Consider the following 14,270-nt stretch of genomic DNA (forward strand, 5'->3'; position numbering starts at 1 on the left):
GTCCCTGGCGTGGTGTGTCGCTGCCTCCGTCAGATTACCAGCGCGTCGGGTGCCGCGAGGGCGGACCGCGCCTCAGCCCGCCAGCCAGTCCCGCACGCCGGCGAAGTACGGCGACGCCGGGTCGATGACGTCGAAGTGGCAGGCGCCGTCGAGCTCGGTGCGCGGCAGCGGCATGTCTCGGGAGAATCCGATGTCCACGGTGGCGTCATCGGTGCCATGGATGATCCGCGCGTCGAATCCGTCCGGCAGCAGCGCGGCCCGCGAGCGCGGATCCTCCCAGCGGTACGCCTCCGGCGCCTCGTCCGGGAGCGCACCCATGTAGTCGAGCACCGCGCCCTCGGCGAGCCCACCGCGCGCCTCACGGATGAGGTCGGTGATGGGCGCCAGCGCCCGGACCCGGGCCTGCGGCAGGTCCGCCCCGTGGTGGGTGGCCCAGGCCAGGGCCAGACAGCCTCCGGCCGAATGTCCGGCGATCAGCGGGGCGGCGGCCCCCTCGGGACGCATCCCGAGCTCCTGCCACAGCCGGACACAGTGCGCCACCGCAGTGCTGACGTCCTCCAGCGTGCGCGGATGCCCGCCGTCTCCGCCGGCCCGCCGGTACTCCAGCAGGGCCACGACGGCGCCCCCTCGCCCGGACGCGTCTCCCCCGGCGAGCTCGGCGGCCAGAGGGCGCGCGTGGGTGAGGTCGACACGCTGACGGAAGTACCCGCCGTGGATCAGGATGATCCCCTGTTCGGCGGTGGCCGGGTCGCCGTAGAGCTCCAGGTGCTGATCGGGCCGGTCCCCGTAGGTATGGCGCGTCCCGGCGGCGATCCCGCGGGCCAGCAGGGAGGCCAGCTGGGCGGACTCCCCCTGCGCCGGCGTCGTACCGTCATGTCCCGCGCCGACCCTGCGCGTGCCGGCGCGGCTCATGCCGACCCTGCGCCGTCGCGAACCTCCACCAGGCTGTCCCGGATGGCGCGGATGCCGACCTCCACCTCCGCGAAACTGGTGGACAGCGGGGACAGGCCCAGCCGGAGCCCGTGCGGAGGCCGGAAGTCGGGGATCACGCCCTGGGACCAGAGCCGCGGCAGCACGGCGGCGAAGTCCTCGTGGTCCACGGTGACGTGGGACCCGCGCCGCTGCGGATCCCGTGGGGAGGAGAGACGCACGCCCAGCGGTGTCAGCAGCTCGTCCACCAGCTCCTCGGCGAAGCCCGTCAGCGCCACCGACTTCTCCCGCACCGCCTCCATCCCGGCCTGCTCGATGAGGTCCAGCATCCCCTCCATGGCGAGCATGCCGGTCACCGGCGGGGTGCCGCTGATGAACCCCCGGATGCCCGGGTGCGGGGCATACTCCGGCCCCATGGCGAACGGGTCTGCCGCGCCCATCCAGCCCTGGACCGGCTGCCGCAGGCGGCCCAGGTGACGGCGAGCCACATAGCCGAAGGCCGGGGAGCCCGGGCCGCCGTTGAGGTACTTATAGGTGCAGCCCACCGCCAGGTCCACCTCATGGGCGTCCAAGGTGATCGGCACCGACCCGACCGAATGGCACAGGTCCCACAGCACCAGCGCGCCGTGCCGGTGCGCCGCGGCGGTGATGCCCGGAAGATCCGCCAGATGCCCGGAGCGGTACTCCACGTGGCTGAGCACGACGACGGCGGTCCGCTCCCCCAGCAGCGCCTCGACGTCTGCCAGGGCCACGCCCTCCACCGGGTCGGTGTCGATCCAGCGCAGCGTCATGCCGCGTTCGGCCGCGATGCCCTCCAGCAGATACCGGTCGGTGGGGAAGTTACCGGTGTCCAGGATGATCTCATGACGGCCGGCCGCGGCCTGGGCGTCGACGGCGGCGCGCAGCAGCTTGTACAGGATGACGGTGGTGGAGTCCCCGACGAAGGTCTGCCCCTCGGCGGCTCCCAGGGTGAGCCGGGCGATCCGGTCCCCGAGGCGCAGCGGCAGCTCCATCCAGGACTCGTCCCAGGCGCGGATCAGCCGAGCGCCCCATTCCTCGACGGCGAAGCGGCCCAGTCGCTCGGCCGCCGTCCTGGTGGGCCGCCCGAGGGAGTTGCCGTCCAGGTAGGAGCGGACCTGCTCGTCCAGGACGAACTCGTCCCGGAGGTGGGCCAACGGATCGGCGGCGTCGAGCGCGGCGGCACGGTCGACGAGGGCACGGTCGACGGCGGCGCGGTCGACGGCGGCCGGCGCTGCGGCTGGTGCGTGCTGCCGGGCGTGGTGCTGGGTAGGCTGCTGGGCGTCCATGGGCATCTCCTCGGTGACCTCAGCGTCCGATCTCGGAGCGGACGGCGAACAGCTCAGGGAAGAAGGTCAGCTCCAGTGCCTTCTGCAGGAACGCGACCCCGCTGGAGCCGCCGGTGCCGGGTTTTCCGCCGATGATCCGCATCACGGTGCGCAGGTGGCGGAACCGCCAGGTCTGGAAGTTCTCCTCCAGGTCCACCAGCTCCTCGCAGCTCTCATAGATCAGCCAGTGCTGCTCGCGATCCTCGTAGATGCCGCGGAAGAGCTCCGTGAGGCCGTCGTGGGCGGTGTGGGCCCGTGAGACGTCCCGGGCCAGCAGCTCCTGGGGCACCGGGTGCCCCAGGCGGGCCAGATGGCGGATGAACTCGTCATAAATGCTGGGCTGCTCCAACAGCTCGGCCAGCTGACGCTGTGCCTCGGGCTCGGCGTCGAAGACCTTCAGCATGCCGGCGTTCTTGTTGCCGAGCAGGAACTCCACGGCCCGGTACTGCCAGGACTGGAATCCCGAGGAGCTGCCCAGGAAGTCGCGGAACTCCGCGTACTCGCTGGGAGTGAGCGTGGCCAGCACCGACCACTGCTCGGTCAGCGTCCGCTGGATGTGCTTGACCCGGGCGATGCACTTCAGCGCGGGCTGCAGCTGATCGGCCGCGATCAGGTCCCGGGCGGCGCGCAGCTCATGGATGACCAGCTTCAGCCACAGCTCGGTGGTCTGGTGCTGGATGATGAACAGCAGCTCGTCATGGTGCTCGGGCTCGCTGACCGGATGCTGGGCGGAGAGCAGCCGCTCCAGCCCCAGATAGGACCCGTAGGTCATGCGGTCCCGCAGGTCGGTGTGGATCCCGGCCTCAAGCTCACGTTCGTTGTGCTCGGCCGTCTCACTGGGTCGGGCCGTCGACGACTCTGTCATGGCGCCTCTCTGCCCCGGACCGGGACTCAGTCGTCCAGCCCGAGGGCGAATCCGGCCTCGAGGTCCTGATCGGAGTACGTGCGGAACGCCAGCAGGGTCTCGGTGTCCCGGATCCCGGAGACCTTGGAGATGCGGTCCGGGATCAGTTCGGCGAGCTCGTCGAAGCTGGGGCCCTTGACCATCGCGACCAGGTCCCAGGGTCCGGTGACCGAATAGACGGCCTGGACGCCGTCGATGTCGGCGATCTGCTGGCCGGCCTCCGGGATGCCCTGGGGGTCGGTCTTGATCATCACGAAGGCTGTGACCATCGCATGCTCCTCATCGAGTTCTCGTGATCAGTGGGGTGGCCCGCTCAGCCTACGGGAGGCGGTAGTCCACCACGAGGGGCGCATGGTCGGACCAGCGCAGCGAATAGTCCAGCGCCCGGTCCACGGCGGACTTCTCGGCCGTCTCCGCGAGTGCGGGGGTCGCCATCTGGTAGTCGATGCGCCAGCCGGTGTCGTTGTCGAAGGCCTTCCCGCGGTAGGACCACCAGGTGTAGGGCCCTTCCACGGGACCGGCCAGGGTGCGGGCGACGTCGACGTATCCGCCCTCGTCGCCGAAGTAGCCGTCGAAGTACGCCCGTTCCTCCGGCAGGAAGCCCGAGTTCTTCACGTTGCCCTTCCAGTTCTTGATGTCGAGCTCGGTGTGCCCGACGTTGAGGTCCCCGACCACCAGCACGTGGTCCTTGGTGCGGGCGAGTTGCGGCAGGTGGTGACGCATGTACTCCAGGAACCGCATCTTGTGCTCCTGCTTCACGGAGCCGACCTCGCCCGAATGCACGTAGACGCTGACCACGGTCAGCGTGCTGCCGTCTCCGAGGGTGAAGTCCGCCTCCACCCACCGGCCCTGGTCCTCCGGGTGGCCGTCGCCGATGCCGCTGCGGACCTCGGTGGGCTCGGTGCGGGAGACGATGGCGACGCCGGCCCGCCCCTTCTGTGCGGCCTCCTCCTCGTGGATGTGCCATGCCACGCCTGTGGGCTCGGTCATCTCTCCGATGAGCTTGGTGACGATGGACTCGTCGGCACGGACCTCCTGCAGGGCGAGGATGTCGACGTCGCGGGAGGCCAGCCACTCCCCCATCCCCTTGCGGTGGGCGGCGCGGATGCCGTTGACGTTCACCGACGCCACGCGGGTCAGGCCCTCGGGCTTGGGGTCGACGACGCGATGCGGGAACTCGCCGAAGGGGGTGGTCTCGTCAGGCACGGAGGATCCTCTCGTCTGTCAGCTCAGTCTGGTGTGCACCGGCGCCGCGGCCCGCGACGCCGGCTCCGGCCGGTGCGGCTCAGTCGACGACTTCGCCGCTGATGGGCCGATCGTCATCGCGCGGGCGGTCGTCACGCTGCTCCCGCCCGCGGCGCTGCTCCTCACCGCCGCGGCCGACGTGCTCGGCGAGCATGTCACGACCGTTGGTCGCGGTCATCTCGATGGTGTCCAGGGCACGCTCGACCATCTCCAGGTCGGCCTCCTCGCCCTTGGCGAGCTCCTGTCCGATGACCCTGCGCTGGACCTGCACGATCTTGAAGGAGTGGTCCAGCTTCATATTGCGGGTGTGGGCGTCCTCGTCCACGACGGCGGTTCCGCCTGCGTCCTGGCTGTGGCGCGCGGCGGCGTCGGCCCGCGCCGAGTCGAGCGTCTGGCTCATCTTCTGCGCCCCTCGGCGCACCGAGGTCACCAGGATCGCGGCGAGGATCAGCCAGCCGGCGGAGATGGCGACGATGATCCACCCGATCACGTCGTTCTGGTTGGCGGCGAACACCAGCGCCACCAGCAGCACCGTGATCATCACGGCGAAGGTGATGCCGGAGGATCGGCGCCCGAAGCTGCGGAGGGCGTCGTCGGCACGACGGCCCGTGGACCCGGATTCGAGAGGAGGCTGCGAACTCATGGTCCCGATTATCTCCGAGACCGGGGTGGGACGGCGAATCGCGTCAGCGGGTCGGCCAGGTCAGATGGTGCTCCCAGCCGTGCCTCGGGAGCGCCTGCATGGGATCGCGGTGGAGACCCTCGTCGTCCACCGGCTCAGAGAGCCTGATGTCGACGTGCTCCTCATGCTGCGAGTAGGTGTACTGGTCCACTGTGAAGGTGAACCCCTCCTCCCCGCGGATCAGGTGCTGCCCGGTGTAGCCCTCGACGTCGTTGTCGTGGTGCTCCTCCTGTTTGATCAGCAGCCCGCGTGGGACCTCCAGGATCAACGTGGCTCTCAGCATCTCCCTCACCCCTGTTCCTTCACCGGCGACGGCTGTGCCGGTGAGTGTAGGCCCGGGGTCACACCCGGGGGAAGATCTCCCGAGTCAGCACGGTTGGGCAGAGTGTGACCTCAGCCTCCCCCACACCCGACGACGCCGGCTCAGCCGCCCCGGACGGCGCGCCGCCTGATCCCCCGGCCCGCCGGGTGATGGTGGCGCTGCTGACTCCGCTGTTCGCCGCGCTGATGAGCATCAGCATCGTCAACGTGGCGCTGCCGGCGATCGAATCAGGGCTGGGCGCCGGGTCCTCGGATCTGCAGTGGGTCCTGTCCGGCTACGCCCTGGCCTTCGGGGTGGTGCTGGTGCCTGCGGGCCGGGCCGGCGACCTGTGGGGCCGCCGCCGCTTCTTCCTGCTGGGCGTGGCGGTGTTCGGGCTGGCCTCCCTGATGTCCGCCCTGGCGCCCACCCCGATGGTGCTCAACATCGCCCGCGTGCTCATGGGAGTCGGGGCGGGGCTGCTGACCCCACAGATCATCGGCATGATCCAGCAGCTGTTCCGTGGGTCGGCCCGCGGCCGGGCCTACGGGCTGATGAGCACCGTCATCGGCGTGGCCGTGGCGGCCGGACCGGCGATCGGCGGGCTGATCATCGACGTCGTCGGTGACGACCTGGGCTGGCGGACGACGTTCCTGATCAATGTGCCGCTGACCCTGCTGGCCTTCGTGCTCGCCTTCCTGTGGCTCCCGCGCACCGGTGGAGGGGCCGTCACCGGCACCACCAGCAGCACCGGCACCCGCACCGGCAGCGGCGGCCGCCGAGGCCTGGCCGCGCTGGATCCGCTGGGCGTGGCGCTGCTCTCCGCGGCCGTGGTGCTGGTCATGCTGCCGTTCATCCAGTTCCGCTCCGGAACCGGAGCGTTCCTCGGCGCCGCTGGTCTGGCGCTGATGACCGTCTGGGCGTTCTGGGAGCGCCGCCTGGGACGGCTCGACGCCGAGGCGCCCATGGTGAACCTGGCCCTGTTCACCCGTCCCAGCTACACCCTCAACACCCTGGTGCTGTCCCTGTACTTCCTCGGAATGCCGGCTGTGTGGGCGGTCGTCGCGGTCTATGTGCAGCAGGGGCTGGGCCATGGGGCGCTGGTGGCCGGCGTCGTGACCCTGCCCTCGGCGGTGATGGTCATGCTGCTCTCCACCGCGGTGGGGCGCCGCGTGGAGACCTCGGGCCCTCGGATGCTGGTGGTCGGCACGGTGATCGCCGTGCTCTCCATGCTCGCCCTGGCCGGGGCCACCGCATTGATGGGCGCCGGCTCCGGGTCCCTGTGGCTGGTGGGAGCCGCCCTGGCGCTCAACGGGCTCTCCCAGGCGCTGATCATCCCCAGCGCGCAGACCCTGTCCATGCAGGATGTGCCGGCGCGCATGGCAGGCGCGGCCGGCGGCGTCGCGCAGACCTCCCAGAGGCTGTTCACGGCGGTCGGCATCGCTCTGGTCACCGGGGTCTACTTCAGCATCGCGGCAGCCGTGGACCACCATGCCGCCGTGCTGGTGGCCTCCCTGGCGATCGCCGCATGCATGCTCAGCGCCGTGCTCGCCGCAGTGCTGGCGGCCCGCCGGGCGCGACGGGCCCCGGCGGCCGCCTCGTGAGGGGCCCGGTCAGCGCAGGCGCGTGACCTGGGTGAGGTCCTTGTCGAGCACGTACTTCGGCCGGCCGGAGAAGATCCGAGCCCGTTCCTCGGACTCCTCCCACTCCTTCTCGGCGGCCGCGAACTCCTCGGCAGTGCCGAAGCGGCTGACATACCAGGTCAGCTCGGTGCTGTCCGCGGCGAGCCACACCGACTCGACGGTGAAGCCGCGCTCCTCCCGGGCGGGGAAGACCTCGTCGCGCAGGAACGCGACGAACTCCTGCGCCAGCTCCGGGTCCAGCCTGTAGCGGCGCATCCAGGTGGTGCGCCGGGTCTCCTCGGCGCCGACGGTGGTCTCAGGAAGCTCGGTCATGTCTCTCCTCGCAAGGACGGGGCGTCTGGCGGGCCGGAGCAGGTCAGCCCCGACTCGCGGCGGGCCGGCTCCCGCTGACCCGCCGCGCCTCCATCCTACGAAGCATCCAGCCGCGGCGTCCGCGGCGGCTCGGTGCGGCGGCGCCCGGTGGCCTCGAAGGCCGCGGCGATCTGCAGCAGCCTGACGTCGTCGTGGGCGCGCCCGGCGAAGGTCAGCCCCACCGGCATCCCGGTGTCGGCCATGGTGCCCATCGGCACGGTGACGGTCGGCACCCCCAGGTGCCGCCAGACCAGGTTCCCGTTGGCCACCCAGACGCCGTTGCGCCACGCGAGCTCCGCCGAGTCTGGGTTGACGTCCGCATCCGCAGGTCCGACGTCGGCCACCGCGGGGAAAGCGATGACGTCCAGGCCCAGCCGGTCCATCCAGGCCTCCAGATCGACCTCCCGGGTGCGCACCAGACCGCGCAGGCCCTCCTGAAGGTGCGGGATCTGATGCATCGACAGCTCGGGGTTGTCCCGGATGAACTGCGGGTAGGCGGCGATGTCGTCGTCGAAGCCGTGGTACCGGTCCTCCAGGGCGCCCTCCGGGTGCGGGAAGATCTGCGTCCCGTCCACCGCCGCGAGGCTGGACAGCCCGGGGTCCCCGTTGGCGTTCAGGAAGTCCTCCCACCCCCAGGCGGAGAGGTCGAGGATCTCTCGGTCCAGATACTCGGAGCTGACCAGCCCTCGGGTGCGGATCGTCGGGGCCCCTGGGCGGTCTCCCTCGTAGTTGGTGACCACCGGCAGGTCCGTGATGCGTACGTCGGCCCCGTGGCACTCCATGTCCGCGCGCGCCTGCTCCCAGAGGTCGAGCACACTGGGCCGCGGGGTGATCGGCCGCCCGGTGGAGCCGCCGATGCCCGTGACCCCTTCGGGCGACGGCTCAGCGGTCCCGGCCGAGGCGTCCAGGCCCAAGTACAGGGCGGGCGCCCCGATCCGCAGCCCCGCGAGCAGCCGCGCGGCCTCCGCGGGATCGGCCGGACGCAGGTCTGTGAAGCTCTCCGGACGCACCGCAGAGGTCTTCGGGATCTCCACCCACGGCTGCACCCGCCAGAAGTCGCCCCGGGTCTCGGCGTCGTCGACCATGATGACGTCGAGCACCTCCAGCATGTCCTCCATGCTGCGGGTGTGCGGCACCACCACGTCCATGGTGGGCACCAGCGGCCAGTTCCCCCGGATCGAGATCATCCCCCAAGACGGGGTGTAGGCGCACAGGGCGTTGTTCGACGCCGGCGCGCGCCCGGAGGACCAGGTCTCCTCCGCCAGGCCGAAGGCCGCGAAGCTGGCCGCCGTCGCCGTGCCGGATCCGTTGGAGGAGCCGGAGGCGAAGGCGGAGGTGAGGTGCTCGGCGCTGTACGGGCTCTCGGCCCGGCCGCGCAGACCTCGCTGCATGCCGCCGTTGGCCATCGGAGGCATGGTGGTCAGGCCCAGCAGGACCGCCCCTGAGGCTCGCAGCCGCTCCACGGTGAAGGAGTCCCGCTGCGCGACCAGCTCGGCGAAGGCCGGCGAGCCGGCCGAGACGGTCAGCCCGGAGGCCTGGTAGCTCTCCTTGGCGGTGTAGGGGATGCCGTCGAGCGGACCCAGGAGCTCGCCGCGGGCACGGCGGGCGTCCGAGGCGCGGGCCTCGGCGAGGGCCTGCTCGTTGCGCACCACCACGGCGTTGAGCCGCGGCCCCTGTTGGTCGTAGGCCTCGATGCGCGCCAGGTGGGCGCCCACCAGCTCCTCACTGGTGGTCTCGCCGCGCTCCAGAGCCGCGCGCATCTGCGGGATCGTGGCCTCCACGACGTCGAATGCTGCCGTCATCGCTGATCTGTTCCTTTCACGCGTGAGGGGTCGCCTGCGCCCGGCCGGGTGCTTCCGGGCGGAGGCGCGGCCGCGGCTGCTGCTGGGTGATGCAGTGGATGCCGCCCCCGAAGCAGAGGATGTCCCGGGCGTCCACCAGCTGGATCCGGTGGTCCGGGTAGGCCCGGGCCAGGATCTCGGCGGCCTGCGCGTCGTGGGGGTCGTCGTAGCCGCACAGCACCACCAGGCCGTCGGCCACGTAGTGGTTGATGTAGGTCCAGTCCACGAACTCTTCGTCGGCGTCCACGATGGTGCGCGGGGCCGGGACGTCGATGATCTCGAACGGGTTCCCCTCCGCGTCGCGCGCCGCCTCCAGGACCTCGCGCAGCCGGCGGGTGACCGCGTGGTCCGGGTGCCGGGGGTCGTCCTGCCGGTGCAGCAGCACGCTGCCGGACGGGGTGAAGCAGGCGAACATGTCCACATGACCGCGGGTGCCGAACTCCTCGTAGTCCCGGGTGAGACCACGGGGGAACCAGACGGCGTGGCGGGTGCCCAGCTTCGCGTGCAGCTCCGCCTCGATCTGCTCCCTGCTCAGCCCGGGGTTCCGCCCCGGATCCTGCTGGACGGTCTCGGTGAGCAGCACGGTGCCGCGGCCGTCCACGTGGAAGGCCCCGCCTTCGTTGACCAGCGGGCTGCCGATCCGTTCGACGCCGGCGGGACCGACCATCTCCACTCCGACCTTGGCGTCCCGCTCATGGGGGGCCCAGGGCTGGTCGCCCCAGCCGTTGAAGATCCAGTCCACTCCGGCGACGGCGCCCGAGGCGGTGTGGACGAAGGTCAGCCCGATGTCACGCATCCAGGCGTCGTCGAGGGCGATGGTGACGATCTCGGCGACCTCGCCGAGCGCTTCCCGGGCGGCCTGCTCGTCCGCCGGGTCGGCCACCACGGTGACCGGTTCGACGGCGGCGATGGTACGCGCCACCTGGGACCAGGCCCGCCGGGCGCGTGCCAGCGACTGCGAGCCGTGCGGACCGAAGGTCTCGTTGGCCGGTGGGAAGGCCATCCAGGTGCGCTCATGCGGCGCCCACTCGGGCGGCATCACGGTCGTCTCCGTCGTGGCGCCGACCGGCTGCGCCGTCGTCGGCTGTGAGATGGGGGTGTCCATGTCTCTCCTCAGGGTCCTCCGCGGGGCGGTCAGGCGGTCGGGTGCTCGGTGGGGTACTCGGTGGTCTCGAAGCGACGGCGGAAGAACTCCGGGTTGCGGCGGTGCTGGTAGAGCATCGCGGCCACGCCGAGCACGAAGATCAGCACCCCCAGGATGAACACCAGGCCGACGCCGCCGATCTCGGAGCCGGAGCCGTAGGCCGGGTCCATCGAGTCCCAGGCGGTCTGGAAGAAGAAGATCAGCAGCAGGATGCCGCCCAGCAGCGGGGCCAGCAGCTTGTTGATGAAGGATCCCACGGAGGCGGTGGCCTCGGCACGGAAGTACCACACGCAGGCCAGCGCCGTGACGCCGTAGTAGAAGCAGACCATCATGCCCAGAGTGGTGATGGTGTCCCACAGGACGTTCTCCGAGATCACGCGCATCACCGCGTAGAAGACCGCGGCGATGACCACCGAGACGATCGTCGCGTAGGCCGGCGTCTGGTGCTTGGGGCTGACCTTCGCGTACTTGGGGCTCAGCGCTCCGTAGTGGCCCATGGCGAGCATGGTCCGCGCCGGGGAGATCATGGTGGACTGCAGCGAGGAGGCGGAGGAGGACAGGACCGCCAGGGAGATGAGGATCGCGAAGGGCCCCATCACCGGGCCGGCCAGCGCGGCGAAGACGTTCTCCTGGATGTCCGGGTTGCCCAGGCCGAAGTCCCCGGTGGAGACGCCCGCGTAGGACAGGGTCGCCAGCGTCACCAGGGTGTAGAGCCCGACGACGACCAGGATGGTCAGCACGGCCGCCTTGCCGGGCGTGGTGGTGGTGCCCTTGGACTCCTCGTTCATCGTCAGTACGACGTCCCAGCCCCAGTAGATGAACACCGACAGGGCGATGCCGGCGGCGAAGGCGGAGAAGGTCTCCACACCGAACGGGTTGAACCAGTCCCAGCTGAAGTGGGTCGCGTCGAAGGCGGTGCCGCTGCCCACGTGGCGGAAGGCCACCACGGAGAACCAGACCAGCACGACCATCTGGAAGGACACCAGCAGGTACTGGAACGCCTTGGTGGCCTCCAGTCCGCGGTAGGAGATGTAGGCGGCCACGGCCATGAAGGCCAGGCAGGTGAGGATGTTGACCGGCACGTTGCGTGTCAGGTCCGCGATCCAGTCCAGGCCGGTGAGCTGGCTGATCGCCAGGTAGAAGAAGTCCACGGCGATGCCGGCCAGGTTGGACAGCACCAGGATCGTGGAGGCCAGCAGGCACCAGCTGCCCATCCACCCGATCCATGGGCCGAAGGCCCGGGAGGCCCAGGTGAAGGTGGTGCCGGAGTCGGGCATGGCCCGGTTGAGCTGGCGGTAGCCCAGGGCCACCAGCAGCATCGGGATGAACCCGACGATCAGCACCGCCGGCAGGTGCTCACCCACGGCCGAGGCGGTGGGTCCGACCGCGCCGGAGAGCGTGTAGGCCGGGGCGATCGTGGAGACGCCGATGACGACGGCGCCGAGTGTGCCGATCGCTCCGGCACTCAGGCCTTTCCTGTGGTCCGTCCCTGCGGGTGCGGATCCGGGGGCGCCGGTGGCGGCGCCGCTGCCGATCTGGGTCATGGTGGTGTCCTCCCTCAACGGACGGAATCCGCGGGGTTCGGGTGGTCGTTCCGGTGGTCAGGGGTGTCGTGTCGCGGCATGACGATCAGCGGGATCGGCAGCTGCGTGAGGATGCGGGCGGCCGTGTCACCCAGGAAGAGCCGACGTCGGCCGGCCAGGCGGGAGGAGCCCATCATCAGCAGCCCGCCTTCGGGCCAGTCGTGCGCGGCGACGGCGCGGGCGGGGTCCCCGCCCTGGGGGAAGGTCACCTGGGTCACCGGCACCTGGAGCTGGGCCGCCCAGGCGGCGGCGTCGTCGGCGACCTGGTGCACGCCACCGCCCGGGGAGACGGCGGCCAGCACGTGGCCGACCGGTGTCTCGCCGCAGTGACCGGCCGGCGCCAGCGCCAGCGGAACCGGTGAGCTGTGCAGCAGAGCATCCACCGCCGGATGGGTGGTGAGCCGACGGGCGCCCACTCCGGAGCCGGTGACCAGCAGGTCGGCTCCGTGCTCCTCGGCGGCGGCGATCAGACCTTCGGCCACCGAGGGGGCGGGGCTGATCGCGCTGCTGTGCGCGACGTCGTCGGGGATCATCTGCTGCGCCTCGGCAAGCCAGCCGCGTGCCTGGTCGGCGATGATCCCGCCGACGTCGCCCACCGGCGGGTACGCCGGGGTGAAGGCGGAGTCCTGCCGCAGGATCAGCTGCAGGTGCAGGTGTGCGTCGGCGGCCCGGGCGAGGGCGACGCCGAGTCGCACCGCATCGCGGCTGCGCTCGTCACCGCCGTATCCGACCAGGATGCGCCGCAGGGCGGGGGCCGTCACCGCGGGCGGGGTCTCCGTCTCCGTGACGGTGACGGCCTCAGTGCCGGTTGCGGTGTCTGTTCCGGTGTCTGGGTGGGGGCTCATCGGTGTTCTCCTCTCGCGGGCTCGTCGCTCACACCGTGGCGGCTGACGTCGGCAGCGCGGCCAGGACGTCCTCGGCGGCCCGACGGCCCTGGCGCAGGGCGCCGTCGACGTGCTGATAGCCCTCGGCGGCCAGGTCCGAGCAGGCCCAGTGGATCGGACCGACGGCCTCACGCTGGTGGGCGCCGTAGCGGCTCAGTCCGCCGAGGTCGAAGCTGGCGGCGTAGGCTCCGCGGGTCCACTCCTCCGAGCCGAAGTCGGACTCGTAGTAGACCTCTGGGCTCAGCGCCTGCTCACCCAGGTAGTGCGCGAGCGACTCCAGGATCCGCCGACGACGCTCCTCCTCCGGGAGGGCGAACATCTCGTCGGCCTTCTCGTCGGAGACGAAGGCGACCAGGGTTCCGCGGGAGTCCCCGTGGTTGGTGTTGTCGTAGACCTCCTGGCAGATCTCCGCGGCCCCGAACCCGGTGCCGGAGAGGCCTGCTTCGCGCCAGAAGGGGCGGTCGTAGACGGCGTGGACCTTGATGACCAGGCCCATGGACTGGTGCTGGTGCATCTGGTGCTGCAGTCGTGGCAGGGCCGGTTCGAAGCTGATGCGGGAGTACAGGTTCGGCGGGACGGCCACGATCACCTGCTGCGCGCGGACGGTGACCCGGTCCGACCACACGGTGACCCCGTGCGGCTCCTCCCAGGCGATGGTGCGCACCGGGGTCTCCAGGTGCACGGTGCCCGGCTCGAGCTGAGCGGCCATCGTCTCGGAGACGCTCTGCATGCCGCCGACCACGCGACGGTCCAGGATGAAGTCCTCATCGACCAGGTGGCTGAAGGAGCCTGCGGAGGCGGCCATCAGCACCGCCTGCAGCGCGGAGAAGGCGTGGTCCGGCTTGGTCAGCATGCCGCCGGCCAGGAAGATCGCGAGGTTCTCGCGGGCCGGGGCGTCGTCGGTCTGCTGCCGCAGCCACTCGGCGAACGTGACCGAGTCCAGCTCCCGGGCCTGCGGGTGCGCCCACGGCTCCTGGGCCCCGATCTCGGCGGCCAGCCGATCGAGGATCTCGATGACGCGCTCCATCTCGGCCTCGGTGTGCTCCCCGACGGGGAACATCTCACCGGTGAACTCGTGGCGGGTGCCGTCGGTGGCCAGGTAGACGTTGGCCCCGTCGCGGTGGCGCTGGAAGGTCTCCAGCCCAAGCTCGTCGAGGAGACCCAGCAGCTCGGTCTGGTCCGGCGAGACCCACTGGCCCCCGACCTCCAGGAAGGCGCCGTCGATCTCCTGCGACCAGGTGCGGCCTCCCACGCGGTCGCGAGCCTCCAGGACGGCGACGCTGCGGCCCTGCTGCTGCAGGGCGCGGGCGGCGCGCAGCCCGGCCGGTCCGGCCCCCACCACGACGACGTCACGGTCGAGTGCCTCGATGCTTCCCACGGAGCGGATCCCTGTCACTGTGCTCTCCTTCACAATTAAAT

Annotated in this window: 14 protein-coding genes; 1 reads left to right on the plus strand and 13 read right to left on the minus strand. The window is 70.9% G+C overall.

The genetic code is table 11. From position 1 onward, the window contains the following. Positions 1-72 precede the first annotated feature (72 nt). The 7 genes from SD455_RS01305 to SD455_RS01335 all read right to left on the minus strand — a co-directional run bounded on the left by SD455_RS01305 (position 73) and on the right by SD455_RS01335 (position 5,399). Entirely contained in the window at positions 73-912 is an 840-nt protein-coding gene (locus SD455_RS01305; protein ID WP_445507021.1) for an alpha/beta hydrolase, read from the minus strand. Next, the gene (kynU, locus tag SD455_RS01310; protein WP_445507022.1) at positions 909-2,237 is read right to left on the minus strand and encodes a kynureninase; all 1,329 of its coding nucleotides are present in this window, start codon (positions 2,235-2,237) and stop codon (positions 909-911) included. Before kynU ends, SD455_RS01305 begins: the two co-directional genes overlap by 4 nt. Before the next feature lie 19 nt (positions 2,238-2,256). Next, a complete protein-coding gene (locus tag SD455_RS01315) occupies positions 2,257-3,141 on the minus strand; it encodes a tryptophan 2,3-dioxygenase (RefSeq protein WP_070161512.1) in 885 nt (294 codons plus the stop codon). A gap of 26 nt (positions 3,142-3,167) precedes the next feature. Further along, positions 3,168-3,449 (minus strand): Lrp/AsnC family transcriptional regulator, encoded by a 282-nt coding sequence (locus tag SD455_RS01320; RefSeq protein ID WP_070161514.1) that lies wholly within the window; start codon positions 3,447-3,449, stop codon positions 3,168-3,170. A gap of 49 nt (positions 3,450-3,498) precedes the next feature. After that, the gene (locus SD455_RS01325) at positions 3,499-4,263 is read right to left on the minus strand and encodes an exodeoxyribonuclease III (RefSeq protein WP_396954381.1); all 765 of its coding nucleotides are present in this window, start codon (positions 4,261-4,263) and stop codon (positions 3,499-3,501) included. A gap of 202 nt (positions 4,264-4,465) precedes the next feature. Further along, a complete protein-coding gene (locus tag SD455_RS01330; RefSeq protein ID WP_445507023.1) occupies positions 4,466-5,068 on the minus strand; it encodes a hypothetical protein in 603 nt (200 codons plus the stop codon). Between the two features lie 43 nt (positions 5,069-5,111). Then, complete coding sequence (locus tag SD455_RS01335; protein ID WP_070161518.1) at positions 5,112-5,399, minus strand: hypothetical protein; 288 nt, start codon at positions 5,397-5,399, stop codon at positions 5,112-5,114. 95 nt (positions 5,400-5,494) lie between these two features. Here SD455_RS01335 and SD455_RS01340 point away from each other — a divergent pair, with 95 nt between their 5' ends. Continuing rightward, positions 5,495-7,009, plus strand: coding sequence for an MFS transporter (locus tag SD455_RS01340; protein WP_445507024.1), 1,515 nt, complete (start codon positions 5,495-5,497; stop codon positions 7,007-7,009). A 9-nt stretch (positions 7,010-7,018) separates the two neighbouring features. On the opposite strand, the gene SD455_RS01345 is transcribed toward SD455_RS01340, so the two are convergent. From SD455_RS01345 to SD455_RS01370, 6 genes are all read right to left on the minus strand, one after another. Beyond that, a complete protein-coding gene (locus SD455_RS01345; RefSeq protein ID WP_070158746.1) occupies positions 7,019-7,360 on the minus strand; it encodes a hypothetical protein in 342 nt (113 codons plus the stop codon). A gap of 95 nt (positions 7,361-7,455) precedes the next feature. Next, positions 7,456-9,201 carry an amidase gene (locus SD455_RS01350; protein WP_445507025.1) on the minus strand — a complete coding sequence of 582 codons (1,746 nt, stop codon included), beginning with the start codon at positions 9,199-9,201 and terminating at the stop codon, positions 7,456-7,458. A 16-nt stretch (positions 9,202-9,217) separates the two neighbouring features. Next, positions 9,218-10,345: an agmatine deiminase family protein gene (locus SD455_RS01355; RefSeq protein WP_445507026.1), complete on the minus strand. Its 1,128-nt coding sequence runs from the start codon at positions 10,343-10,345 to the stop codon at positions 9,218-9,220. A 29-nt stretch (positions 10,346-10,374) separates the two neighbouring features. After that, positions 10,375-11,928 carry an APC family permease gene (locus SD455_RS01360; protein ID WP_311025994.1) on the minus strand — a complete coding sequence of 518 codons (1,554 nt, stop codon included), beginning with the start codon at positions 11,926-11,928 and terminating at the stop codon, positions 10,375-10,377. Positions 11,929-11,942: 14 nt separating this feature from the next. Further along, positions 11,943-12,812 carry a universal stress protein gene (locus SD455_RS01365; protein WP_445507027.1) on the minus strand — a complete coding sequence of 290 codons (870 nt, stop codon included), beginning with the start codon at positions 12,810-12,812 and terminating at the stop codon, positions 11,943-11,945. A 28-nt stretch (positions 12,813-12,840) separates the two neighbouring features. Further along, positions 12,841-14,247 (minus strand): flavin monoamine oxidase family protein, encoded by a 1,407-nt coding sequence (locus SD455_RS01370; RefSeq protein ID WP_445507028.1) that lies wholly within the window; start codon positions 14,245-14,247, stop codon positions 12,841-12,843. Positions 14,248-14,270 lie beyond the last annotated feature (23 nt).

The sequence above is a fragment of the Nesterenkonia sp. K-15-9-6 genome, from assembly GCF_052656005.1.

Bases quoted from the DNA above. Each gene is read 5' to 3' on its own strand.
- SD455_RS01305 (WP_445507021.1), bottom strand. From the start codon at position 912: ATGAGCCGCGCCGGCACGCGCAGGGTCGGCGCGGGACATGACGGTACG.
- kynU (WP_445507022.1), bottom strand. From the start codon at position 2,237: ATGGACGCCCAGCAGCCTACCCAGCACCACGCCCGGCAGCACGCACCA.
- SD455_RS01315 (WP_070161512.1), bottom strand. From the start codon at position 3,141: ATGACAGAGTCGTCGACGGCCCGACCCAGTGAGACGGCCGAGCACAAC.
- SD455_RS01320 (WP_070161514.1), bottom strand. From the start codon at position 3,449: ATGGTCACAGCCTTCGTGATGATCAAGACCGACCCCCAGGGCATCCCG.
- SD455_RS01325 (WP_396954381.1), bottom strand. From the start codon at position 4,263: ATGGGGGAGTGGCTGGCCTCCCGCGACGTCGACATCCTCGCCCTGCAG.
- SD455_RS01330 (WP_445507023.1), bottom strand. From the start codon at position 5,068: ATGAGTTCGCAGCCTCCTCTCGAATCCGGGTCCACGGGCCGTCGTGCC.
- SD455_RS01345 (WP_070158746.1), bottom strand. From the start codon at position 7,360: ATGACCGAGCTTCCTGAGACCACCGTCGGCGCCGAGGAGACCCGGCGC.
- SD455_RS01350 (WP_445507025.1), bottom strand. From the start codon at position 9,201: ATGACGGCAGCATTCGACGTCGTGGAGGCCACGATCCCGCAGATGCGC.
- SD455_RS01355 (WP_445507026.1), bottom strand. From the start codon at position 10,345: ATGGACACCCCCATCTCACAGCCGACGACGGCGCAGCCGGTCGGCGCC.
- SD455_RS01360 (WP_311025994.1), bottom strand. From the start codon at position 11,928: ATGACCCAGATCGGCAGCGGCGCCGCCACCGGCGCCCCCGGATCCGCA.
- SD455_RS01365 (WP_445507027.1), bottom strand. From the start codon at position 12,812: ATGAGCCCCCACCCAGACACCGGAACAGACACCGCAACCGGCACTGAG.